This window comes from Burkholderia sp. 4NA327C6 (assembly GCF_005502655.1).
Taxonomy (GTDB): Bacteria; Pseudomonadota; Gammaproteobacteria; order Burkholderiales; family Burkholderiaceae; genus Burkholderia; species Burkholderia contaminans.
The window spans coordinates 20,279-43,236 of sequence record NZ_SCNZ01000004.1; the positions used below are offsets into that span (position 1 = coordinate 20,279).

Annotated in this window: 19 protein-coding genes; 10 read left to right on the top strand and 9 right to left on the bottom strand. The window is 67.8% G+C overall.

Annotated features, from left to right (window positions below):
- Positions 1 to 57: 57 nt before the first annotated feature.
- Complete coding sequence (locus FFS49_RS05335; RefSeq protein ID WP_105815383.1) at positions 58 to 906, top strand: class I SAM-dependent methyltransferase; 849 nt, start codon at positions 58 to 60, stop codon at positions 904 to 906.
- 99 nt (positions 907 to 1,005) lie between these two features.
- Here FFS49_RS05335 and FFS49_RS05340 read toward each other — a convergent pair whose 3' ends face one another.
- From FFS49_RS05340 to FFS49_RS05360, 5 genes are all read right to left on the bottom strand, one after another.
- On the bottom strand, positions 1,006 to 1,317 hold the full coding sequence (locus FFS49_RS05340; RefSeq protein WP_105815382.1) for a hypothetical protein: 312 nt from the start codon (positions 1,315 to 1,317) through the stop codon (positions 1,006 to 1,008).
- Positions 1,318 to 1,369: 52 nt separating this feature from the next.
- Positions 1,370 to 3,391, bottom strand: a complete 2,022-nt coding sequence (locus FFS49_RS05345) for a BCCT family transporter (RefSeq protein ID WP_105815381.1) — start codon at positions 3,389 to 3,391, stop codon at positions 1,370 to 1,372.
- Positions 3,392 to 3,708: 317 nt separating this feature from the next.
- Positions 3,709 to 4,896, bottom strand: coding sequence for a porin (locus tag FFS49_RS05350; RefSeq protein WP_039357028.1), 1,188 nt, complete (start codon positions 4,894 to 4,896; stop codon positions 3,709 to 3,711).
- Positions 4,897 to 5,007: 111 nt separating this feature from the next.
- Positions 5,008 to 7,428, bottom strand: a complete 2,421-nt coding sequence (locus tag FFS49_RS05355) for a glycoside hydrolase family 31 protein (RefSeq protein ID WP_105815380.1) — start codon at positions 7,426 to 7,428, stop codon at positions 5,008 to 5,010.
- 27 nt (positions 7,429 to 7,455) lie between these two features.
- Positions 7,456 to 8,727 carry an MFS transporter gene (locus FFS49_RS05360; RefSeq protein WP_039357024.1) on the bottom strand — a complete coding sequence of 424 codons (1,272 nt, stop codon included), beginning with the start codon at positions 8,725 to 8,727 and terminating at the stop codon, positions 7,456 to 7,458.
- Between the two features lie 467 nt (positions 8,728 to 9,194).
- On the opposite strand from FFS49_RS05360, the gene FFS49_RS05365 reads away from it, so the two are divergent.
- The 8 genes from FFS49_RS05365 to FFS49_RS05400 all read left to right on the top strand — a co-directional run bounded on the left by FFS49_RS05365 (position 9,195) and on the right by FFS49_RS05400 (position 18,530).
- The gene (locus FFS49_RS05365; protein ID WP_105815379.1) at positions 9,195 to 10,139 is read left to right on the top strand and encodes a MurR/RpiR family transcriptional regulator; all 945 of its coding nucleotides are present in this window, start codon (positions 9,195 to 9,197) and stop codon (positions 10,137 to 10,139) included.
- The gene (locus FFS49_RS05370; protein WP_105815378.1) at positions 10,136 to 11,134 is read left to right on the top strand and encodes an isoaspartyl peptidase/L-asparaginase; all 999 of its coding nucleotides are present in this window, start codon (positions 10,136 to 10,138) and stop codon (positions 11,132 to 11,134) included. The genes FFS49_RS05365 and FFS49_RS05370 overlap by 4 nt, the downstream gene beginning before the upstream one ends.
- 29 nt (positions 11,135 to 11,163) lie before the next feature.
- Positions 11,164 to 13,065 (top strand): dipeptide ABC transporter ATP-binding protein, encoded by a 1,902-nt coding sequence (locus tag FFS49_RS05375; RefSeq protein ID WP_105815377.1) that lies wholly within the window; start codon positions 11,164 to 11,166, stop codon positions 13,063 to 13,065.
- A 95-nt stretch (positions 13,066 to 13,160) separates the two neighbouring features.
- Complete coding sequence (gsiB, locus tag FFS49_RS05380) at positions 13,161 to 14,723, top strand: glutathione ABC transporter substrate-binding protein GsiB (protein ID WP_046547602.1); 1,563 nt, start codon at positions 13,161 to 13,163, stop codon at positions 14,721 to 14,723.
- 79 nt (positions 14,724 to 14,802) lie between these two features.
- Complete coding sequence (gene gsiC / locus FFS49_RS05385) at positions 14,803 to 15,723, top strand: glutathione ABC transporter permease GsiC (RefSeq protein ID WP_039357012.1); 921 nt, start codon at positions 14,803 to 14,805, stop codon at positions 15,721 to 15,723.
- A gap of 7 nt (positions 15,724 to 15,730) precedes the next feature.
- The gene (gene gsiD / locus FFS49_RS05390) at positions 15,731 to 16,624 is read left to right on the top strand and encodes a glutathione ABC transporter permease GsiD (RefSeq protein WP_105815376.1); all 894 of its coding nucleotides are present in this window, start codon (positions 15,731 to 15,733) and stop codon (positions 16,622 to 16,624) included.
- The gene (locus tag FFS49_RS05395) at positions 16,624 to 17,706 is read left to right on the top strand and encodes a P1 family peptidase (protein ID WP_105815375.1); all 1,083 of its coding nucleotides are present in this window, start codon (positions 16,624 to 16,626) and stop codon (positions 17,704 to 17,706) included. The genes gsiD and FFS49_RS05395 overlap by 1 nt, the downstream gene beginning before the upstream one ends.
- Positions 17,703 to 18,530 carry a M55 family metallopeptidase gene (locus tag FFS49_RS05400; RefSeq protein ID WP_039357005.1) on the top strand — a complete coding sequence of 276 codons (828 nt, stop codon included), beginning with the start codon at positions 17,703 to 17,705 and terminating at the stop codon, positions 18,528 to 18,530. Before FFS49_RS05395 ends, FFS49_RS05400 begins: the two co-directional genes overlap by 4 nt.
- A gap of 38 nt (positions 18,531 to 18,568) precedes the next feature.
- On the opposite strand, the gene FFS49_RS05405 is transcribed toward FFS49_RS05400, so the two are convergent.
- On the bottom strand, positions 18,569 to 19,348 hold the full coding sequence (locus FFS49_RS05405; protein ID WP_105815374.1) for an alpha/beta hydrolase: 780 nt from the start codon (positions 19,346 to 19,348) through the stop codon (positions 18,569 to 18,571).
- Between the two features lie 142 nt (positions 19,349 to 19,490).
- Between FFS49_RS05405 and FFS49_RS05410 the strand changes: the two genes are divergently transcribed.
- Positions 19,491 to 20,270, top strand: a complete 780-nt coding sequence (locus tag FFS49_RS05410; RefSeq protein WP_089427695.1) for a helix-turn-helix transcriptional regulator — start codon at positions 19,491 to 19,493, stop codon at positions 20,268 to 20,270.
- Between the two features lie 458 nt (positions 20,271 to 20,728).
- On the opposite strand, the gene pcaG is transcribed toward FFS49_RS05410, so the two are convergent.
- The 3 genes from pcaG to FFS49_RS05425 all read right to left on the bottom strand — a co-directional run bounded on the left by pcaG (position 20,729) and on the right by FFS49_RS05425 (position 22,882).
- Positions 20,729 to 21,322 carry a protocatechuate 3,4-dioxygenase subunit alpha gene (gene pcaG, locus FFS49_RS05415; RefSeq protein WP_105815373.1) on the bottom strand — a complete coding sequence of 198 codons (594 nt, stop codon included), beginning with the start codon at positions 21,320 to 21,322 and terminating at the stop codon, positions 20,729 to 20,731.
- A 3-nt stretch (positions 21,323 to 21,325) separates the two neighbouring features.
- Positions 21,326 to 22,033 (bottom strand): protocatechuate 3,4-dioxygenase subunit beta, encoded by a 708-nt coding sequence (gene pcaH, locus FFS49_RS05420; protein WP_059683235.1) that lies wholly within the window; start codon positions 22,031 to 22,033, stop codon positions 21,326 to 21,328.
- Between the two features lie 273 nt (positions 22,034 to 22,306).
- Positions 22,307 to 22,882: a YiiX/YebB-like N1pC/P60 family cysteine hydrolase gene (locus FFS49_RS05425; protein ID WP_105815372.1), complete on the bottom strand. Its 576-nt coding sequence runs from the start codon at positions 22,880 to 22,882 to the stop codon at positions 22,307 to 22,309.
- Between the last annotated feature and the right edge of the window lie 76 nt (positions 22,883 to 22,958).

Sequence of the window (22,958 nt, forward strand, 5' to 3'; positions counted from 1 at the left end):
CCGGCTTGAAGCAGCAGAGTGCGAGGCACGATCAACGAACCAGAAGGGGAATCGACGATGGAAACCAGCCGGCCCAATGATGAACAATCCGCGCTATGGAACGGCCCGTCGGGGCGTGCCTGGGTCGATACGCAGGCGCCGATCGACCGGATGTTCGAACCGCTGGAGAAGCTGCTTGCGGATGCGGTGGCCAAGTCATCCGCGCGCAGTGTGCTCGACGTCGGCTGCGGCACGGGCGCGGTCACGCTCGCGATCGCGCGGCGGCTCGGGACGGACGCGCAATGCATGGGCATCGATATCTCGGCCCGAATGATCGACGCCGCACGGGCGCGCGCCGAACGCAGCGGCGTTCAGGCCCGCTTCGTGTGCGCCGATGTGCAGACCCACGCGTTCGAGCCCGCGAGCGTCGACCTGATCGTGTCGCGCCTCGGCGTGATGTTCTTCGACGATCCGGTGCGTGCTTTTGCGAATCTGCGGCATGCGGCCCGGCCGAATGCGCAGATGCGCTTCATCGCATGGCGCAGCGCGGCCGACAATCCATTCATGGCGATCGCCGAGCAGGCCGCCGCGCCGTTGCTGCCGAACCTGCCCGCCCGGCGGCCCGGCGCGCCGGGGCAATTCGCGTTCGGCGAACGGCAGCGGATCGCGTCGGTGCTGTCGGACAGTGGCTGGGCGGACATCGTGATCGAGCCGGTCGATCTGGCGTGCGTGCTGCCCGAGCCCGCGCTGGACGACTACATCTCGCGGCTAGGCCCGGTCGGGCTGGCGTTGCTGGAGGTGGACGAGGCGACCCGGCGGCGCGTGGTCGACACGATGCGTGCGGCGTTCTCGCCTTACGTGGATGGCGCCGATGTGCGCTTCGACGCGGCGTGCTGGCTCGTGACGGCGCGCGCACCGTCCGCGTAACGCGTTGCGGTCAAGAGGTCGGTCAAGGAAGGGCCGGCCGGTTCGCCTCGCGCGTGGCCGTTCGCGCGGGACGAAGCCGGGCCGCGTGACAGTCGCGCGTCAGCGTCGCGGCGCGCGCAGCATCAACCACGCGCAACCGCCGGCGACCAGGGCGAGACCGAGCAGGACCGATTCCACGCCGAGTGCAAACCCGGGCGGCATCTCCCCGGTGTCGGGCATCGGCGACAGGTTGATGCCCATCGCGACGGCGCCGCCGGCGAGCAGCGCCGCGCAGACGATCCAGTAGACCTTGCCGCGCGGCGCCGCGGCCCGGATTCGCCACAGCGCGATGCCTGCTCCGCCAAGGTAGAGCACGGCGAGCGTGCCGAGCGCGATGACGTCGGAGGCGCGGCTTTGCAGGAGTCCGGTCATCGTGCCGCTCCGTCGTGGGTGGCGGACGGCCACGGCACGGCAAGGGCGGAGTTCATTCGGCCTCCGTCGCATGTCCCGGCGCGCGGCTCAGCAGATGCGTGCGCTTGTCGGCCGCGAGCGACACGTAGCGTTCGTACTGGCGCAACACGTCGGCAATCACTTCGTCGCCGCGCAGGTATTCGACGTCGTAGCCGAGCCGCCCGTCCTCGAAGAACGTGACTATCCCGTACACGTGCGCCCGTTCCGCTTCCGGCTCGGCCGCCTCGCGCACCAGGAACGCGGCCGCGGATTTCACCGTCACGCGCACGCCGTACACGAAATCGCGGTGGTCGGCGGTCGGCACGGTGAGTCGCACGGCATCGTCGCTGTCGCGCTGCACGTTCGCGTCGACACCGCTCGCGCGCAGCTCGTCGGCGACTTTGCGCAACGCGGGCTCGACCGTCTCGGCGACGAACTGGCGCGCTTCGGCTTCGGTCGTCTGCCGCAGGATGTGGGTCAGGCGGTGGCGCCAGTGCTGGCCGGTCCAGAAACTCGTCGCGGGTGCGATGTCCTGCGAATAGTGCACGCGGTCGGCCGCGAGCCCGCGCCACAGCCCGTAGCAGAGCGCGATCATGATGATCGCGACCGGCAGCGCGGCGATCAGCGTCATCGCCTGCAATGCGCCGAGCCCGCCTGCGACGAGCAGTACCGCGGCCGTCACGCCGAGCAGCGCGGCCCAGAACAGCCGTTGCCACACCGGTGAGTGCGCGTTGCCGCGCGTGGCGATCTGGTCGATCACGAACGCGCCCGAATCGGCCGAGGTGATGAAGAACACCGCGATCAGCACGATCGCGGCGATCGACAGCAGTTGCGGCATCGGCAGGAAATCGAAGAAGCGGAACAGCAACGCGTCGACGTTGGTCGCAGTTTGCGCGAGCGCGCCGGCCGCGCCGTGCGTATCGAGCCAGATCGCGCTGTTGCCGAACACCGTCATCCATACGAGGTTGAACGCGGTCGGTACGAGCAGCACGCCGATCACGAACTGGCGGATCGTGCGGCCGCGCGAGATGCGCGCGATGAACATGCCGACGAACGGCGACCACGACACCCACCACGCCCAGTAGAGGATCGTCCAGCCGCCGAACCAGCCTTCCTCGCGCGGCGGCGCATACGCATAGGTGCGGAACGACAGGTCGACGAGGCTCGACAGGTACTGGCCGATGTTGTCGCCGAGCGCGCGCAGCAGGAATGCGGTCGGGCCCGCGACGACCACGAACGCGAGCAGCAGGAACGCAAGCAGCAGGTTCAGCTCCGACAGCCGCCGCACGCCCTTGTCGAGGCCGGTCGCGGCCGATACGCCCGCGAGGATCACGACCACCGCAACGAGCCCGATGCGAAACACGTTGCTGCCGGTGTCCCAGCCGGCGACGGTATGCAGGCCCGCGCTCAGCTGCATCACGCCGTAGCCGAGCGTCGTCGCGATGCCGGCGACCGTGCCGACCAGCGCGAACGCGTCGACCGTGTGGCCGATCCAGCCGTTGATGCGCTCGCGCAGCACCGGGTACAGCCCCGAGCGCAACGTCAGCGGCAGGTTGTAGCGGAAGCCGAAGTACGCGAGCACGAGCCCCATCAGCCCGTAGATCGCCCACGCATGGAAGCCCCAATGGAAGAAGGTCATCAGCATCGCCTCGCGCGCGGCGGCGGGCGTGCCGGGGTCGACGGTCGGCGGCTTCAGGAAATGCTGCATCGGTTCGCCGACGCCGAAGTACATGAGGCCGATGCCCATGCCGGCCGCGAACAGCATCGCCGTCCATGACACGAAGCTGAATTCGGGTTCGGCATCGTCGGGGCCGAGCCGGATGTTGCCGAAGTCGCTGGCTGCGATCAGCACGAGAAACACGAGGAAGCCGGTGACGGCGAGCACGTAGAACCAGTCGAAGCGCGCGATGACCCATTGCTGGCCGGCGGAGAACAGCGCGCCGGCTTCGCTCGGGCGCAGTGCGCACACGACGAGCAGCGCGCCGATGACCGCGAGCGCGGGCAGGACGACCTGGGGCTTGAATGTCGTGCGGGGCGAGGGACGGGAATCTGGCATGGCTGGCATCCAGTTGTGGGCGCAACGAGGCGCGACGCCGCCCGGCGCGTACGTCACGCGTCGGACCCTGATACGGCGTGCGCCGAGTGTACCGCGGTGTCAGGACTGCAAGAAGGGGGCATGCAGAAGGGAAAACCTGACGAATTGTAAGGTAATAAGGGGATCGAGAAAACCCGCGCGGTTCGCGCGGCGGGAGGACGGCCCGTCGAAAACGCCGCGGCGGCCGTGTAGCGGGCGCCCGGGCAGCACGCGTGGAATCTGGGAAATGCGTGTCGCCCGGGGCAGCGGCAGCGCGCCGAAGGCGCTGCCGCGAGGGTTCAGAACGTGACGGCGATCCCGGCCATGCCGACGAACTGGCCGTGCGTCGTCGATGGCGTGAGCTGCTGCGAATCGCCGACGATCGGCGCCGCATCGATCACGTGGCCGGCGCCTTGCGCACCGAGCGTCTGCCCGCTCGAATGGGTGTACGCCTGCAGCGCATAGAGCGTCGTGCGCTTCGACAGGCTGTACGACTCCTTCAGCGAATACTGCTGGTAGCGGGCCGCACTGTTGACGCCGTTTGCCTTCGACGCAAGGGTGTAAGCGAATGCGCCGGCCACCGAGAATGTCGGCGTGAAGCGGTACGCGGCGAGCGCGCCGTAGGTGTTGAACACGGCCGTGTCCGTGAACGCGGAGCCGTTGCCGGGCAGGTACTTCACGTTCGAGTAGTTGAGACCCATCGTCAGGTCGCCGAGCGTGTAGTTGCCGGCTGCCGCGACCTGCTCGACGGCCTTCGCGGTCAGGTAGCCCTGGTTCAGCACGGACACCGCGAAGCTGCCCGACGCGGCGGTCGCCGGATTCAGGAAACCGGCCGACGAGCCCGAGCTGTTGATGCGCAGGTAGCCGGCCGCGACGCCGATTGGCCCGTTCGCATAACGCAGCGCGGCGCTGAACGTGTTGCCCTTGCCGGTCGCGCCGGCAACGCCGCCGAATGCATACATCGCGCTCGCGGTCAGCCCGGCGAAGGTCGGCGACGTATAGGTGACCGAGTTGTTCACGCGGATCGTCGTGTCGAGGCCGTCGATGTCGCCCGGATGCGCGCCCGTCGCGCCGGTCAGCCAGCTGCTCGACGCGTACGGGCCGACGAACAGGAAGTACGGGGTGTACTGGCGGCCGGCCGTCATCGTGCCGTAGTGATCGTTGCGCAGGCCGACGAACGCCTGGCGATTGAAGATCAGGCCGGCGGCGGATTGCGCGCCGTTGTTCAGGTTGAAGCCGGACTGCAGGTCGAAGATCGCATGCGTGCCGCCGCCGAGATCCTCGTCGCCGCGCAGCCCGAACTTCGACGCATACAGGTTGCCGTCGCGCATGTAGACGTTCGAATGGCCCTGCTGGTTGTTCACGTACGCGAGCGAATCGTCGACGACACCGTACAGCGTCACGCTGCTCTGTGCGTGGGCGGCGGTCGTGCCGAGCGATGCGGCCGATAAAATCAGGATTGCATAGCGGTTGACGGGTGCTTTCATTGACGATCTCCAGGTCTCTTCATCTTTTCAAGGTGAACGGGAGGCTCGGTCGCCTCCTCTGTGGCGGGCGGCGGGCCGCGTGAACGGCCCGTCTTGCGTCGGTGACGCGGTTCAGTTGTCGAATGCGACGACGAGACGGCGCCATGCGCCGTCCTGCGCATCCTGCTCGACGCGCGCGCCGCGCGCGGCGAGCGGGCCTTGCAGCGAGGCGGGCAGCAGGATCTCGACGCGGTCGGCCGGGCGGGCCGGGCGGCCGTCCCAGCGTACGGATATGCCGAGCGCGCCCGACGCTTCGCGGCCGGTCTCGATGCGCCACAGCCCGTATTCGCCGTCGCGCCACGCTTCCGTCTCGCCGTCGTCCTCGACGCATTCGCCGTAGGCGATGCCGTCCTCGATGCGCGGCGCAACGAGGAAGCCGCGCGTGTCGGCACGCGCGCCGAAATGCTGTTCCGCCACGTTCAGCGGCAGCACGCGGCCCTCGCGCAGCAGCATCACCGGCGTGTCGAGCGGCGCGGGCAGCGTCACGCTTGCGCCGCCGTCGAATGCCTGCGCGCTCGCGCAGCACATCCAGCGCGCGCCCGCCGGCAGGTACACGGTGCGCGCCGTCAGGCCGGGATCGACGACCGGCGCGACGAGCAGCGCGTCGCCGAGCATCATGTCGTCACATTCGTCGTAGCAGCGCGCATCGCCGGGGAAATCGGCGAAGGTCGGCCGCAGCACGGGCTCGTAGCGCGCCGTCGACAGCCACAGCAGGTGATAGAGGTAGGGCAGCAGCCGGTAACGCTGCTTGATCAGCGACGCAATCCGCGCGGTGATCTCCGGGTACATCCACGGTTCGTTGACGGTGCCGTCGTCGTTCCACGAATGGATGCTGAAGCGCGGCAAGAAGATGCCGAACTGCACCCAGCGCAGCAGCAGTTCGGGCGACGGCGCGGGCCCGGAGAAGCCGCCAATGTCGTGACCGATGTTCGACACGCCCGACAGCGCGAGCCCGAGGCCCATCTTCAGGTTGTAGCGCAGGGTTTCCCACGACGTGTAGTTGTCGCCCGACCACGTCTGCACGTAGCGCTGCATGCCGGCGCCGCCGGAGCGCGACACGAGGAACGGCCGCTGCGCCGGCGCATGCGCGCGCTGCGCTTCGCGCGACGCGCGCATCATCAGCATCGTCTGCAGCACCTTCGCTTCGCGCGCCGGGAACGGCTGGCCGAAGCCGTGCGCGATCGCATCGGGCGACCAGATCTCGTACTCGTTGTTGTCGTTCCAGGTCGACTCGATTCCGTATTCGAGCAGCGCCGACGTGACCTGCTCGCGCCACCAGCGATACGCGTCAGGCTGCGTGAAGTCGAGATACGCGCCGACCTCGTCCCAGAACTGCACCCATGCGGGCTCGCCGGATGCCGAGCGGATCAGCAGCCCGCGCCTGGCCGCGTCTTCGAATGCCGGATGGTCGCGCAGCAGGCACGGCTTGATGTTCGCGCACAGGCGGATGCCGTGGTCGCGGTAATGCTTCACGAAGCCCTTCGCGTCGGGAAACTTGTCGCGGTTCCAGTTGAATACGTAGCGCTTCGCGCCGATCGACGTATAGCCAGACGACAGGTGGAACGAATCGCACAGGATGTCGTGCGTGCCGCACTGTTCGACGAACTGGTTCATCTGTTGCTGCGCGTCCGGCGCGTCGGTGTAGCTCATCGTCGAGCCCGAATAGCCGAGTCCCCATTTGGGCGTGCGCGCGGGGCGCCCGGTGAGCCACGTGAAGCGCCGCGCGGCCGCGAGCGGCGTGCCGGGCGAGGCGATGAAGTAGTAGTCGAGATCGCCATGCTCGGCGACGAAATAGCGGTACGGGCCGTGATAGTTGTCGAGTTCGCGGCCCATGTCGAACGCGCAGTCCGACAGCGTGTCGTAGAACAGCCCGAACCCCTGGCAGGCAGCGGGCGACCACGTGATGTAGAACGGGATGTGCTTGTACAGCGGGTCGGTATGCTTCGCGCTGTAGCCCATCGCGTCGATGTTGCGCATCTCGAAGCGCGCGCCGGTGCGGTCGAGGTCGCCCGCGCGTTCGCCGAGGCCGAACACCTTGTCGCCGCGCTCGCGGGCGACGTAGTGATACGCGCGATCGTCCCACCAGCCGAAGTTGTACGCCTGCGTCGCACGGTCGGCGAGTGCGACGCGCCACGTGCCGTCCGCGCCGCGCATCGACCACGTGCAATGGCCGCCTTGCCGGCGCACCGCGACGCGGATCTGCGCGGTCTCGATGCACACGGCATCGTCGTCTTCGACGAGCGTGTAGGCGGGCAGCGTGAAGCCGTCGAGATCGAGGCGGTCGCGCCCGTCGAGCGGCACGTCGTCAAGGCCCGGCGCGATCGACCACGTGCGCGGGTTGCGGGCCGTCGCGTCGGGCAGCACGCGCACCCGCACGATGTCGTCCTCGAGCACGAAGATCTCGACGGTCGCGCCCACCTCGGACGCGAGCAGCACACGGTTCGCGTGCTGGCCGGCGACGCGGAACACGGGCGGATGAAGAAGCGAAGTCATGAATGCGATTCCTGGTGAGAGCGAAGGTCAGGCGTGCCGGGCGAGCAGGCGTTCCTGCTTCGACTGCCCGCGGATCAGCATCGCGAGCAGCGTGACGCCGATGATGTCGAACAGGCCGAGGCACGCGAACAGCGGCGCATAGCCGATCTTGTCGGCGAGCGCGCCGACCAGCAACGAGAAACCGAGCCCGCCGATCCACGCGGCCATCCCGGCGAAGCCGCTCGCGGTGCCGACTTCCTCGGGATCGAATACGTCGGCCGACAGTGTGTTGACGAGTGCGGAGATCATCTGGTGCGCGAAGCCGCCGACGCAGAACAGCGCGATGGCCGTGTACGGCGACGCGACGAGCCCGATCATCGCGGGCCCGAGCATCAGCACCGCGCCGAGCGCGACGCCGGCCACGCGCGACCACACGAGCGGCAGCTTGAACCGCTTCATGAGATACGGCGACAGGTAGCCGCCCGCGATGCCGCCGAGGTCGGCCGCGAGAAACGGCATCCACGCGAAGATCGCGATCTGCTTGAGCTCCATGTGGCGCTCGGTCGCGAGATACAGCGGAATCCAGAAGCTGAAGGTCTGCCACGCGGGCTCGGCGAAGAAGCGCGGCAGCGCGATGGCCCAGAAGCGCCGCGCGGTGACGACGTCGCGAATGCGGCGCTTCGACACGGGCGGCATCGTCGCCTGGCCGTCGCGGATCAGCGCGCGTTCCTGCGGCGTGATGCGCGGATGGTCCGCGGGCGACCGGTACTGCGCGTACCAGAGCGCGGCCCACACGAAGCCGAGCGCGCCGGTGGCCATGAACGCGGCCTGCCAGCCGAACTGCATCGACAGGAACACGACGAGCGGCGGCGCGATCGCGGCGCCGAGCGACGTCCCCGCGTTGAAATAGCCGACCGCGACCGACTTCTCGCGATCGGGGAACCATTCGGCGACCGCCTTCATCCCGGACGGAATCGCGGCGGCCTCGAACAGCCCGAGAAAGCCGCGCAGGATGCCGAGCGACAGCCAGCCCGACGCGAAGCCGTGCGCGACGCCGACCACCGACCACAGCATCGCGAACAGCGCGAACCCGAGGCGCAGCCCGATCAGGTCGACGATGAAGCCGCACACGGGCTGCATGATCGTGTAGCCGATCTGGAACGCGCCGACGATGTACGAGTACTGCTGCGTCGAGATCGAAAAGACCTGCTTCAGCTCGGGGGCGAGCACCGCGAGGGAGTTCCGTGCGAGGTAGTTGAGGATCGTGCCGAGACATACGAGCACGATGATCCACCAGCGCAACGCCTTGACTGTTTTCACTGCTGTCTCCTGTCAGAGGGGCGGGCGCACGGCGCCCGCCGATCCGTAAGGGCCATCCGCGCGGGATGGCTTGTTCGTTTTATTCGTACGATGTCCGATCTTGATGGACGCGGCTCACACCGGCTTATATCGAAAATACGGTATTCGAACGAACATTTTGTCGTCATCGAGCTGCGATGTTATCTGACGACTGATCATTTTCGAGCATCCTATGTTCGAATTCGAATCCGGTCAACGTGAAAATGCATTCGAACGAACTTGCTCGGGGTTTTCCCGATGAGCGTGGCAACGCGGCGTGTGTTGCCACGCACGGCGATCACGCGCCAAGGGCCGTGCGGCGGGGCTGTGCGAGCGTCGAATGAGCGAAAGGCGCGCGACGGGGCGTGACAACCGTGATGAAAATTTATTTCTTTTCGAGATTGGAGTTGTGTAAATTCATTTTCATCATCCTTGCAACAACCCTTCGCATGACGCCTCTCGTTCCGCCCGACGCCAGTCACGACGAACCCGCAATCGCCGAGCGGATCGCGTCCGCGATGCCGTTGATGACGCCGATCCACCGCCGCATGGGCGAGTTCGTGCTCGCGAATCCGTTTCGCGCGGCGACGATGCGCATCGACGAGCTTGCGCAGGCCGTGAATGCGTCGATCGCGACCGCGAACCGTTTCGCGAAGGCGCTCGGCTTCGACGGCTATCCGGCGATGCGCGCGGCGCTCGTGCGCGGCTTCGAGGCGACGCTCGGGCCGGTCGAGCGGCTGCGTTCCGCGCAGGAGCAGGAGTCCGGCGTACGCGGGGCTGCGTGGATCGACGCGGTATTCGACCAGGCCGTCGCGAACATCGAGAACACGCGTGCGCAACTGGACGCAGCCGATGTCGAAGCCGCGGTCGAGGCGATCGTCGGCGCGCGGCGCGTGCTGATCCTCGGCGCGGGGTCGAGCGCGTTTCTCACCGGGTTGATGGAGCACGGGCTGTCCGTCTGCCATGACAACGTGCAGTCGCTCGCGTTGCTCGGCGGCCCGTCGCACGCGGCGCGGCGGCTGTATACGGCTGACTCGCGCGATCTCGTGATCGCGCTCGCGTTTCCGCGCTACGTGAAGGACACCATCGAGCTGGCGCGTCGAGCGGCGGCGCGCGGTGCGCGCGTGCTGGGCATCTCCGACGGCCCGCAATCGCCGCTCGCACCTATCGCGTCGCTGAACCTGTACGTCAGGGCCGAGCGGCGCTTCGCGGCGACGTCGGAAGCGGCCGTGCTCGCGATGATCGAGGCACTGATCGACGCGGTCGCGCTGCGCACGCACCGGTCCGCGAAATCCGCGGCCGAGATGACCGAATTCCTGCTGCCGTGGCTCGTCCAGCCGCAAGCGACGCTGCCGGCCGCCAACCCTTCCACTCACCGTCCGAAAAAAACATGACTTCACCCGCGATCGTTGCGATTCACGGCGGCGCAGGCACGATCCTGCGCGAGGCGATGGATTCCGACACCGAACGCCAGTACCGTGCCGAACTGACCGCCATCCTGACGGCCGCGCAGCAGGTGCTGGCCGATGGCGGCAGCGCGCTCGACGCCGTCACCGTCGCGGTGCGGATGCTCGAGGATTGTCCGCTGTTCAACGCCGGGCGCGGCGCCGTCTATACGGCCGAGGGCAAGCACGAACTCGACGCGGCGGTGATGGATGGCGCGACGCTCGGCGCCGGCGCGATCTGCTGCGCGACGCGCGTGCGCAATCCGGTATTGGCCGCGCGGCGCGTGATGGAAGCCAGCGAGCACGTGCTGTTCGCCGGTGAGGGCGCCGATGCGTTCGCAGCCGCGCAGGGGCTCGAACTCGCGGAACCGGGCTACTTCGACACCGAGGCGCGTCACGCGCAGTGGGTCAAGGCGCGCGCCGCGGCCGGCGTGATGCTCGACCACGACGCGGCGACGTTCTCGTTCGGCAAATCACGGCAACAGCAACCGGCCGAACCGCTCGATCCGGACCGCAAGCACGGCACGGTCGGCGCGGTCGCGTGCGACCAGCACGGCCACATCGCGGCGGCGACGTCGACGGGCGGCATCACGAACAAGCAGCCGGGGCGTGTCGGCGATTCGCCGATCGTCGGTGCGGGCTGCTATGCGGACGACGCAACCTGCGCGGTATCCGCGACGGGCACCGGCGAGATGTTCATCCGGCTCGCGACCGCCCATGACGTGGCCGCGCAGATCGCGTATCGCGGCGCGTCGCTCGCCGATGCCGCGCACGACGTCGTGATGAACAAGCTGCCGCGCCTCGCGGGCCGCGGCGGGATCATCGCGGTCGACGCGCAGGGCAACGTCGCGATGCCGTTCAACACCGAAGGGATGTACCGCGGTTACGCGCGCGTCGGTGAAGCGCCGGTGGTCGGCATCTATCGCGACGACGACACGGCCTGAAACCGCACCGCACGAGGAGGAGATCCACGATGACTTCGAGCCGTAACCCGTCCGGCCTGGTGCTGCCCGAGCAGCGCGTGGTGGCCGTCGACGACCTGTCGGTCACGTTCCGCCGCGAAGGCGCGACGTTCGACGCGGTGCGCAACGTGTCGTTTCACGTCGACCGCGGCGAGACGCTCGCGATCGTCGGCGAATCGGGCTCGGGCAAGTCGGTCACGTCGCTTGCGCTGATGCGGCTCGTCGAGCACGGCGGCGGCGCGATCACGAACGGCCGGATCGCGTTCCGCCGGCGCGGCGGCGCGATTGTCGATCTCGCGCAGGCCAGCGGCGCGACGATGCGCGGCATTCGCGGCGCGGATATCGCGATGATCTTCCAGGAGCCGATGACGTCGCTGAACCCGGTGTTCACGGTCGGCGACCAGATCAGCGAGGCGATTGCGCTGCATCAGTCGAAAAGCCCGTCGGAAGCGCGCGCGGAAACGCTGCGTCTGCTCGAACTCGTGCGCATTCCGGAGGCGCGCCGCGTGTTCGCGCGCTATCCGCACCAGTTGTCGGGCGGGATGCGGCAGCGCGTGATGATCGCGATGGCGCTGTCGTGCCGGCCGTCGCTGCTGATCGCCGACGAGCCGACCACCGCGCTCGACGTGACGATCCAGGCGCAGATCCTGCAACTGGTGCGCGGGCTGCAGGACGAAATGAACATGGGCGTGATCTTCATCACGCACGACATGGGCGTAGTGGCCGAAGTGGCCGACCGCGTGCTCGTGATGTATCGCGGCGAGAAGGTCGAGGAGGGCGAATCGGATCGCATTTTCGCGGCGCCGGAGCATCGCTACACGCGCGCGCTGCTCGCGGCCGTGCCGAAACTCGGCTCGATGCAGGGCACCGATGCGCCCGAGAAATTCCCGCTGCTGAAGGTGGAGGGCGCGAGCGCGACGCCCGCAACCACGGCGTGCGCCGCGAACGACGCGGCGCAGCCGCCCGTCGATCACGCTGCACCGCCGATCCTGCGCGTGCGCGATCTCGTCACGCGTTTCCCGGTGAAGAGCGGCGTGTTCGGCCGCGTGTCGCAATACGTGCATGCGGTCGAGCGCGTGAGCTTCGAGCTGCGCGCGGGCGAGACGCTCGCGCTTGTCGGCGAATCGGGCTGCGGCAAGTCGACCACCGGCCGCTCGCTGCTGCGCCTCGTCGAATCGCAGAGCGGCTCGATCGAATTCGACGGCCGCGACATCAGCGCGATGAAGGGCCATGACTTGCAGGCGCTGCGCCGGAACATCCAGTTCATCTTCCAGGATCCGTTCGCGTCGCTGAACCCGCGCCTGACCGTCGGCTTTTCGATCATGGAGCCGCTGCTCGTGCACGGCGTCGCGAGCGGCGCCGAGGCGCAGGCGCGCGTCGACTGGTTGCTCGACAAGGTTGGCCTGCCGCCCGAGGCCGCGCGCCGCTATCCGCACGAATTCTCGGGCGGCCAGCGTCAGCGGATCGCGATCGCGCGCGCGCTCGCGCTGAACCCGAAGGTCGTGATCGCCGACGAATCGGTGTCGGCGCTCGACGTGTCGGTGCAGGCGCAGATCGTCAACCTGATGCTCGACCTGCAGCGCGAGCTCGGCGTCGCGTATCTGTTCATCTCGCACGACATGGCGGTGGTCGAGCGCATCAGCCATCGCGTCGCGGTGATGTATCTCGGCCAGATCGTCGAGATCGGCCCGCGCCGCGCGGTGTTCGAGGCGCCGCAGCACCCGTACACGAAGAAGCTGATGAGCGCGGTGCCGGTGGCCGATCCGGCACGCCGGCATGCGCCGCGCCAGCTGGCGGCGGACGAGATTCCGAGCCCGATCCGCGCGGTCGGCGACGAGCCCGCCGTCGCGCCGCTCGTCGCGGTCGGCCCCGATCATTACGTCGCGACGCACCGCGTCGGCGGCGCGTACTGAAGAAATGCATCGCCACGGCGATGCGCGAGCGTGCAGGAAGTCGAAACCGAAACGCCCGTGAGGCGTCACCGATTCACCGATAGGAGCCCAGCAAAATGACCAAGCAGCATCCGTTCCCGATGTTTCGTCCGCGCGCGTGTTTCGTCGCGCTTGCCGGCGCGTTCGCGCTGTCGGCCGCGGTGCCCGCGTTCGCGCAGCAGACCGCGGTGATGGCGGTGGATTCGACGTTCACGACGATGGACCCGTACGACGCGAACGACACGGTGTCGCAGGCCGTCGTCAAGTCGTTCTACCAGGGGCTGTTCGGCTTCGACAAGGACATGAAGCTCGTCAACGTGCTGGCGACCAGCTACGACGCGAGTCCCGATGCGAAGACTTACACGATCAAGCTGCGCCAGGGCGTGAAGTTCCACGACGGCACCGATTTCAACGCGGCGGCCGTGAAGGCGAACTTCGACCGCGTGACCGATCCCGCGAACCACCTGAAGCGCTACAACATGTTCCGCGTGATCGAGAAGACCGAAGTGGTCGATCCGTACACGGTGAAGATCACGCTGCGCGAGCCGTTCTCGGCGCTGATCAACACGCTCGCGCACCCGTCGGCCGTGATGATCTCGCCGGCCGCGCTGAAGAAGTGGGGCCGCGACATCGCGCTGCATCCGGTCGGCACGGGCCCGTTCGAGTTCGTCGAATGGAAGCAGACCGACGACCTGAAGGTGAAGAAGTTCGCCGGCTACTGGAAGAAGGGCTATCCGAAGATCGACGCGATCGACTGGAAGCCGGTGGTCGACAACAACACGCGTGCGGCGCTGATCAAGACCGGCGAGGCCGATTTCGCGTTCCGCATCCCGTTCGAGCAGGCGACCGACCTGAAGGGCAACCCGAAGGTCGACATCGTGGAGCGGCCGTCGATCGTGCAGCGCTACGTGTCGCTGAACATGCTGCAGAAGCCGTTCGACAACCCCAAGGTGCGCCAGGCGCTGAACTACGCGGTGAACAAGGAAGCGCTCGCGAAGGTCGCGTTCTCCGGCTTCGCGACGCCGTCCACCGGCGTGGTGCCGCAGGGTGTCGACTACGCGACGAAGCTGGGCCCGTGGCCGTACGACCCGGCGAAGGCGCGCGCGCTGCTGAAGGAAGCCGGCTATCCGAACGGCTTCGAGACGACGTTGTGGTCCGCGTATAACAACTCGACGTCGCAGAAGGCGATCCAGTTCGTGCAGCAGCAGCTCGCGCAGGTCGGCGTGAAGGTGCAGGTGCAGGCGCTGGAAGCCGGCGAGCGCGTCGCGAAGGTCGAGAGCGCACCGGATCCGGCGAAGGCGCCGGTGCGGATGTACTACATCGGCTGGTCGTCGTCGACGGGTGAAGCGAACTGGGCGATCACGCCGCTGCTCGCCGGCGCGTCGGCGCCGCCGAAGCTCGTCAACACCGCGTACTACAAGAACGACACGGTCGACGGCGACCTGACGAAGGCGCTCGAGACGGTCGATCGCGCGAAGAAGGCCGACCTCTACGCAGATGCACAGAAGCAGATCTGGACCGATGCCCCGTGGATCTTCCTCGTGCAGGAGAAGATCGTGTATGCGCGCAGCAAGCGGTTGCAGGGTGCGTACGTGATGCCGGACGGCTCGTTCAACTTCGACGAAATCTCGCTGAAATGACAGTGGTGATGACGGCGGCTCGCCCGCCATGCGGTGCCGGCGGCGCAAGCCGCCGGTACGCTGATTCGATCGGTGCCCCATGCTGAATTTTCTCGTCAAACGCCTGTTCGGCCTGCTGCCCACGCTCGCGATCGTCGCGGTGCTGGTGTTCCTGTTCGTGCACCTGCTGCCCGGCGACCCGGCGCGGCTCGCGGCCGGCCCCGAAGCCGACGATGCGACGGTCGCGCTCGTGCGTGCCGATCTCGGGCTCGACAAGCCGATGCCGACGCAGTTCGCGAACTTCTTCGTGAAGATCGCGCACGGCGATTTCGGCGTATCGACGCGCAGCAAGCGGCCGGTGTCGACCGAGATCGGCGAGCGCTTCATGCCGACGCTGCTGCTGACGCTCGTCAGCATGGTGTGGGCGACGGCGTTCGGGATGGCGATCGGGATCGCGTCTGCCGTGTGGCGCAACCGCTGGCCCGACCGGCTCGGGATGACGCTCGCGGTGTCGGGCATTTCGTTTCCCGCGTTCGCGCTCGGCATGCTGCTGATGGAAGTCTTCTCGGTGAAGCTCGGCTGGCTGCCGGTCGTGCCGGACGGTTCGTGGAAGAGCTACGTGCTGCCGTCGCTGACGCTCGGCGCCGCGGTCGCGGCCGTGATGGCGCGCTTCACGCGCGCATCGTTCGTCGAGGTGCTGAACGAGGATTTCGTGCGCACCGCGCGCGCGAAGGGCGTGCACGAGCCGATGGTCGTGCTCAAGCACTGCCTGCGCAACGCGATGATCCCGGTGGTCACGATGATGGGGCTGCAGTTCGGCTTCCTGCTCGGCGGCTCGATCGTCGTCGAGGTCGTGTTCAACTGGCCGGGGCTCGGGCGCCTGCTCGTCGATGCGGTGACGATGCGCGACTACCCCGTGATCCAGGCGATCGTGCTGCTGTTTTCGCTCGAGTTCATCCTGATCAACCTGACCGTCGACGTGCTGTACGCGGTCATCAACCCGACCATCCGGTTCAAGTGAGGCGCGCATGAACGCGACAGTCCAGACCGCGGCGCCGGCCGCACCGGCCGCGATCCGCACGCCATGGCGCGAATTCTGGCGCAAGTTCCGCAAGCAGACCGTCGCGCTCGTCGCGGGCGGCTTCGTGCTGGCGCTCGTCGTGCTGGCGTTCGTCGGCCCGCACATCGTGCCGTTCGATCCCGAGAACTATTTCGACTACGACGCGTTGAACGCGGGGCCGTCGGTCGTGCACTGGTTCGGCGTCGATTCGCTCGGCCGCGACATCTTCAGCCGGATCATCGCGGGCACGCGCATCTCGCTCGCGGCCGGCTTCTTCTCGGTCGCGCTCGGCGCGGTGATCGGCACGTTCTTCGGGCTGCTCGCCGGCTACTACGAAGGCTGGTGTGACCGCATCACGATGCGCGTGGCCGACGTGCTGTTCGCGTTCCCGGGCATCCTGCTCGCGATCGGCGTGGTCGCGATCCTCGGCAACGGGATGGTCAACGTGATCTGCGCGGTCGCGATCTTCAGCATCCCGGCGTTTGCGCGGCTCGTGCGCGGCAATACGCTGATGCTCAAGCACATGACCTACGTCGAGGCTGCGCGCAGCATCGGCGCGTCGGACTGGACGATCATCATGCGGCACATCCTGCCGGGCACCGTGTCGTCGGTCGTCGTCTACTTCACGATGCGGATCGGCACGTCGATCATCACGGCCGCGAGCCTGTCGTTCCTCGGGCTCGGCGCGCAGCCGCCCACGCCGGAGTGGGGCGCGATGCTCAATGAGGCGCGCGCGGACATGGTGACGGCGCCGCACATCGCGATCTTCCCGAGCCTGGCGATCTTCCTGACCGTGCTCGCGTTCAACCTGCTCGGCGACGGGCTGCGCGACGCGCTCGATCCGAAGCTGGAGCGCCGCTGATGCGCCATCCACCGATGTGGGCGGCGACGCTGCCGGCCGGGCCGCGCGGCACGATCGCCGACGTGCCGGGCGTGACGGTCGGCCATTGCACGCTCGATGCCGGCAACGTGCAGACGGGTGTGACCGTCGTGAAGCCGCATCCGGGCGACGTGTACCGCAGCAAGGTGCCGGCGGGGGCTGCGGTGATCAACGGGTTCGGCAAGAGTGTCGGGCTCGTGCAGGTCGACGAACTCGGCACGCTCGAGACGCCGATCGCGCTCACCAATACGTTCGGCGTGGGTGCGGTCGCGCAGGCGCAGATCCGCGCGGCGATCGCGGCGAATCCGCGGATCGGCCGCGACTGGTCGACCGTCAACCCGCTCGTGTTCGAGTGCAACGACGGCTATCTGAACGATATCCAGGCGTTCGCGGTTACGGCCGCGCATTACGACGACGCGTGCCGCGCGGCGTCGCGTGATGTCGCACGCGGCGCGGTGGGTGCCGGGCGCGGGATGTCGGGCTTCGACCTGAAGGGTGGGATCGGTTCGGCGTCGCGCGTCGCCGTCGCGGCCGGCCGGCCCTATACGGTCGGCGCGCTCGTGCTCGCGAATTTCGGCCGGCTGCCGATGCTGACGCTCGGCGGCGTGCCGGTCGGGCGCATCGTCGCGCAACGGCGTGCGGCCGAGGCCACGGATGTGGCGCCGCCGGAGCAAGGGTCGATCATCCTGCTGCTGGCTACCGACGCGCCGCTCGATGCGCGGCAACTGTCGCGGCTCGCGCGCCGCGCAGGTGCGGGGCTGGCTCGCACGGGCTCGGTCTACGGGCACGGCAGCGGCGACATCGCGCTCGCATTCTCCACTGCATATACGATCGCGCACGACGCATCGACCATCGCGCTGCCGGCCCTCGTCGCCGATGCGGCGCTCGATCCGCTGTTCATGGCCGTGGCCGAAAGCGTCGAGCATGCGATCGCCGACGCGCTGCTGCAGGCCGTGACGGTGGCCGGGCGCGACGGCCACGTGCGGCAATCGCTGCGCGATGCGGTGCCCGATCTCGATCGCCTGTTCAACGAAGGCCACGAAGGACGTCTTATCCAGTCATGAAGATCCTGATTTCAACCGACATCGAAGGCGTTGCCGGCGTATTCGCCACCGAGCAGACGCGCGCCGGCAATCCGGAATACGAGCGCGCGCGCCGCTGGATGACCGCCGAGGCGAACGCAGCGATCGAAGGCGCGTTCATGGGCGGCGCGCAGGCGGTGTGGGTCAACGATTCGCACGGCGGTTTTCGCAACCTGCTGCCCGACGGGCTCGATGCGCGTGCGCGTGTCGTGCTCGGCAAGCCGCGCACGCTGGGGATGATGGCGGGCCTCGAGCAGCAGCCCGACCTCGTGTTCATGATCGGCTATCACGCGAAATCGCAGACGCGCGGCGTGCTCGCGCACACGATCAACGGTTTTGCGTTCACGCAGGTATGGCTGAACGGCGTCGAACTCGGCGAAGCCGGGCTGTACGGTGCGCTGGCGCGGGAATACGGCGCGCACGTCGCGCTGGCCACGGGCGACGACGTGTTCGCGGCGGAAACGCAGCCGTTGTTTCCGGATGCGCATTTCGAGACGGTCAAGACGGCCGGCGGTGCATCGAGCGGCGATACGCTCACGCCCGCCGCGTCGTGTGCGCGGATCGCAACGGCTGCGCGCGAAGCGGTCGCGCACGCACTGTCGGCAGGCGTGCGCGCCGGCGCCCATCGGCCCGCGCCGGCCGCGTGCACGCTGCGCGTGCAGACGGCGGCGCTGGCTGACCTGTTCTGCGTGCTGCCGCAGCTGGAGCGCGTCGATGCGGTGACGCTGCGCTTCGACGGGCCTTCGGTCGAGCATGTGGTGCGCACGCTGAACAGCTTGTCGGCGATGTCGTTCATGCTGCGGTGATGCGCATGACCGCCATGCTGGTTGCGCGCCGCGCGTCGTCAGGCGTTGCCGCCGGGGTTCGCCGTCACGGCGAGCAGGAACGCTTCCATCGCCGCGACCAGCGCGAGCGGCGTCTCGTTCATCGGGTAGTGGCCCGCATTGCGCAGCACGTCGACGGTGGCGAGCGGATAACGCCGCAGGTAGGTGCGGGCCATCAGTGCCGCGTCGAACGCCGGATCGTGCTCGCCGATCAGCACCTTTACCGGATGGATGCCGGCGATCTCGTCGCCGAAATCCGTATCGGCCCACGCGCGGAAGTACGCGCCGAACGCCGTCGACGAAGAACGGGCTGCCGAATACGCGGCTTTCCACTCGACCCAGGCGGCGGGCAGCCGGCCGCCGGTGCTGCGATCGATGATGGTCCGGCGATCTGCGACGTGGTCGGCGGCACGTTCGAATAGCGCACGTTTTTCCGCGTCGAACGGCAGGCCGCCGCACGGCACGGGCGTGATCGGCACCAGCGCGCGCACGCGCTCGGGCGCGATGACGGCGACTCGCTCGGCCGCCATCGCACCCATCGAATGGCCGACGATGCTGAAGGTCGCGAAATCGAGCGTGTCGGCCAGCGCGAGCGCGTCGGCGGCGATCTCGTCGATCGTGAAGTGGCCCGCTGCATCGCGCATGCGGCCGTAACCTCGGTAGTCCATGAACACGTAGCTGAAGTGTTCGCGCGACAGCCACGCTTCGACGGGTTCGAACGCGTGGGCGTCGCCGAACCAGCCGGGCAGTACAAGAACAGGGTGGGGGCCGTCCCCCACGCGATGAAACGTATTCGGCATGTCCGCTCCGATGCAGTGGTAATCCGGCCGATCAGGCCGACGGGTCTTGCGGCCGTCAGGTCGCGCAAGCGTGGAGCGGATCGTAGATCGCGCGAAGGAGACCCGCCTTCGATATCGGGTCATTGATGATGGAATTCGGGCCGTGAGAAATACGCTGCTAGATCCCTACGAAAACATTCCGCGAAGCGTGGTCGTGACTGCAAACGACTATGCGGCGGGCACGACGTTTCCGGAACACGCGCACGGGCGCGGGCAATTCGCGTTCGCATCGCGCGGCACGATCAGCGTGTCGACGCCGCACGGACGCTGGCTGGTGCCGCCGCAGCGCGCGTGCTGGGTGCCGGCCGGCGTGCGGCACGAAATGACGATGACCGGGCCGGTCACGATGCTCAACACGTTCGTGTCCGGCGCCGCCGCGCAGGAGGCGGGCCTGCCCGAGCAGTGCGGCGTGTATGGCGTATCGGCGCTGCTGCGGCAACTGATCGACGATGCGATCGACCTGCCGGCCCTGTACGACGTCGACGGGCGCGCGGGCAAGCTGATGGCGCTGCTGGTCGCGGAAATCGCGACGATGCCGCGCCTGTCGCTGCATGCGCCGCTGCCGGCCGACGCACGGCTGGCGAAGGTGTGCCGGCACCTGCTCGCGTCGCCGTCGATCGCGGCCGATCTCGACCAGGTCGCCGCGGACGCGGGCTTGAGCCGCCGCACGTTCACGCGGCAGTTCCGTGCGCAGACGGGCGTGAGTTTCGCCGTATGGCGCCAGCAGGTGTGCATGCTCGCGGCAATCGCGCGCCTGAGCGACGGGCAGCCGGTGACGCGGGTCGCCCTCGATCTCGGCTATGCGAGCGCCAGCGCGTTCACGTCGGCCTTTCGCCGCATTCTGGGCGATACGCCGAGCCGCTATCTGGAGATTCGGCGCTAACCGGAAGGAAGCGGCGCAGCGCACGCCGGTGTGCCGGTTGCCGCCAAAAAATACGCGCCTGCCAACTTCGGTCAGACGCGTTTAAAGGCACTCGGTCAGAAAAAATGCGCGCCCAGCCTGCCGGGCGATTTCGCGCATGACGTGCGTAATTGTTTCCTGTTTCGATTCAATCTCATTGAAGCGTTGCGGATAGTGAAGAATACGCCGCGTAACGCGCAAACGATATCGTGTCGGACGAATGACTTGTGTGCTGTCGCAGCATGCGTTTCAAGCGCGCGCCCGATGCGGGCGCGGAAGGCCCGTGGCAAGGCCGTCGGCCCTCGCGACGCGGCTGGATGCACTGCAGCATCGAATGATGCAGGCGGACCATGAAAAACGCCGCGTGGCGCGATGCCCGTCGGTATCGCGCCACGCGGCGGTGCGGTAGCGGGCGAAGCCGGCATGCGCCGGCACGCGCGTCACACGTCGAAGAACACGGTTTCGTCCGGTCCCTGCATGCGGATGTCGAAGCGGTAGACCACCGGGCGGCCCGGCTGCGCGTCGCGTTTCGCGACGAGCGTCGCGCGGCGCTCGGCCGGCACGGCATTCAGCACGGGGTCGGCTGCGTTCGCGGCGGCTTCGTCGTCGAAGTACACGCGCGTGAAAGCGTGGGTGAGGATCCCGCGCATCATCACGGTTACGTTGATGTGCGGCGCTTCGCCGGCGGCGATGCGGCTCGGCTTCACCGTCTCGACGACGAAGCGCTGCTGCGCATCGGTGCCGGTGCCGACCCGCGCGAAGCCCGTGAAGCCGGATTTCGCGATGTCGTCGCGCGACGCGGGGTAGCGGCCTGCGCCGTCCACCTGCGTGAATTCGAGCACCGCGTCGCCGACGACGTTGCCGTCACCGTCGAACACCTGGCCGACCAGCAGCACGTGCTCGCCTTCGGCGTGTGCCGCGGCGATCGTCGGCGTGAACAGGCTCTTCAGGTCGTAGTCGTATTGCTGCGGGCACAGGCCGTACGCGAAATACGGGCCGACCGTCTGCGAAGGGGTTTGCTTCAGCGTCGTCATGGTTCAGCGCTCCATCGGGGTAGCGTCGCGGCCGCGCAGCACGATGTCGAATTCGTAGCCGAGCGCATAGCCTTCTTCGGTGATGTCCATCGAGAAGCGCGAGATCAGGCGATCGCGCGCGGCCTCGGGCGTGCCCTGGAAGATCGGGTCGTACGCGAGCAGCGGGTCGCCGGGGAAGTACATCTGCGTGACGAGACGCGAGCCGAAGTAATCGCCGAACAGCGAGAAGTGAATGTGATTCGGGCGCCACGCGTTCGGATGGTTGCCCCACGGGTATGCGCCGGGCTTGATCGTCAGGAAGCGGTAGCGGCCTTCGTCGTCGGTCAGGCAACGGCCGGCGCCGAGGAAGTTGGGGTCGAGCGGTGCGTCGTGCTGGTCGACCTTGTGCACGTAACGGCCGGCTGCGTTCGCCTGCCACACTTCGACGAGCGTGTTGCGCACGGGCTTGCCGCCTTCGTCGAGCACGCGGCCCGTGACGACCATGCGTTCGCCGAGCGGCTCGCCGTTCTTCACGGCGTTCTTCGTCAGGTCGTGGTCGAGTGCGCCGAGATCTTCGGCCCCGTAGACGGGCGCGTACTGGTCGCGGAGCTTCTCCTTCAGCGGGATCAGCGGGCGCGTCGGGCCGCGCTTCACGGACGAACGGTACTCGGGATGGATATAGGCCGGATGCGACGGCCAGTCGCGCGGCGTGAGGATCGTGGGGGAATCCATCGGGCGTCTCCTGTCAGGTATTTCGCGAAGTGGATGGCACGACTTTAGCCAATCCGGAAAGTTATGCAAAATGACCTTTTTTCGCGAATCGCATAACCGTTCGTTATGTTCGACGCACCAATGAAAATTCCGCCGGACAGGATGCCTGTCCGGCGGAAAAAGCGATCGGGCTACGCGTCGTCGGTGACGACCCCGTGCACGGCCCTCCAGCCAGCCCGTCGCTGCTTTTTTGTGTTGTCGTTCTTGTTGTTATCCGGTCTCCCTGAGCGCCTGTTATGACTGGCGGCCGGGATCGAACACGATCCCGTCGAATTCGAGTGACAGCGTGCCGCTGCGCAGCAGTGCGGCCGGCGTCGCATCCCGGTCGGCCCCGAGCACGTCGCTCACGTAGCGCGCGCAGAACCCGCGCCGCGTCCGCAGGTTGAAACGGTTGCCGAGCAGCGCGTCGATCCGTTGTTCGGCGGTTGCGTGCACCTGGCGCTGCGCATCGGCGGTCGGCGCCGCGACGCGACGGGCCAGCGCGATGCGTCCGCCGTCGGTCCTGGCGACGAAGCGCGACAGCGGCGTGAGCTTCGTCCACGCAAACGCGGATTCGGCGATCACGGGCTCGTCGCCCGACGTGTCGACGACGATGCCGAAGCGATTGGCCCACGCGCCCGTCGAGCCCGTCGCACCTGACGCGTCGCGCGGCGCATTCGCCGGCACGCGGATGAACACGAGATCCCCCACGTGCGCGCTGGCGGCCAGCGTGCGGACCGTGGCGAGCGGCATCGTGCGATCCGTGTCGCGGGCCTCGCGCGGGGCGGTGTGATGCGATTCGTAGGCAGCGGTTTCGGTTCGGGGGGTCATGTCGGCTCCGTCGTTCAGTGACAGCACGGAGCGGATTATGCAGACAAGTATCCGAAAGTGTTCCTCTGCGTGTGTG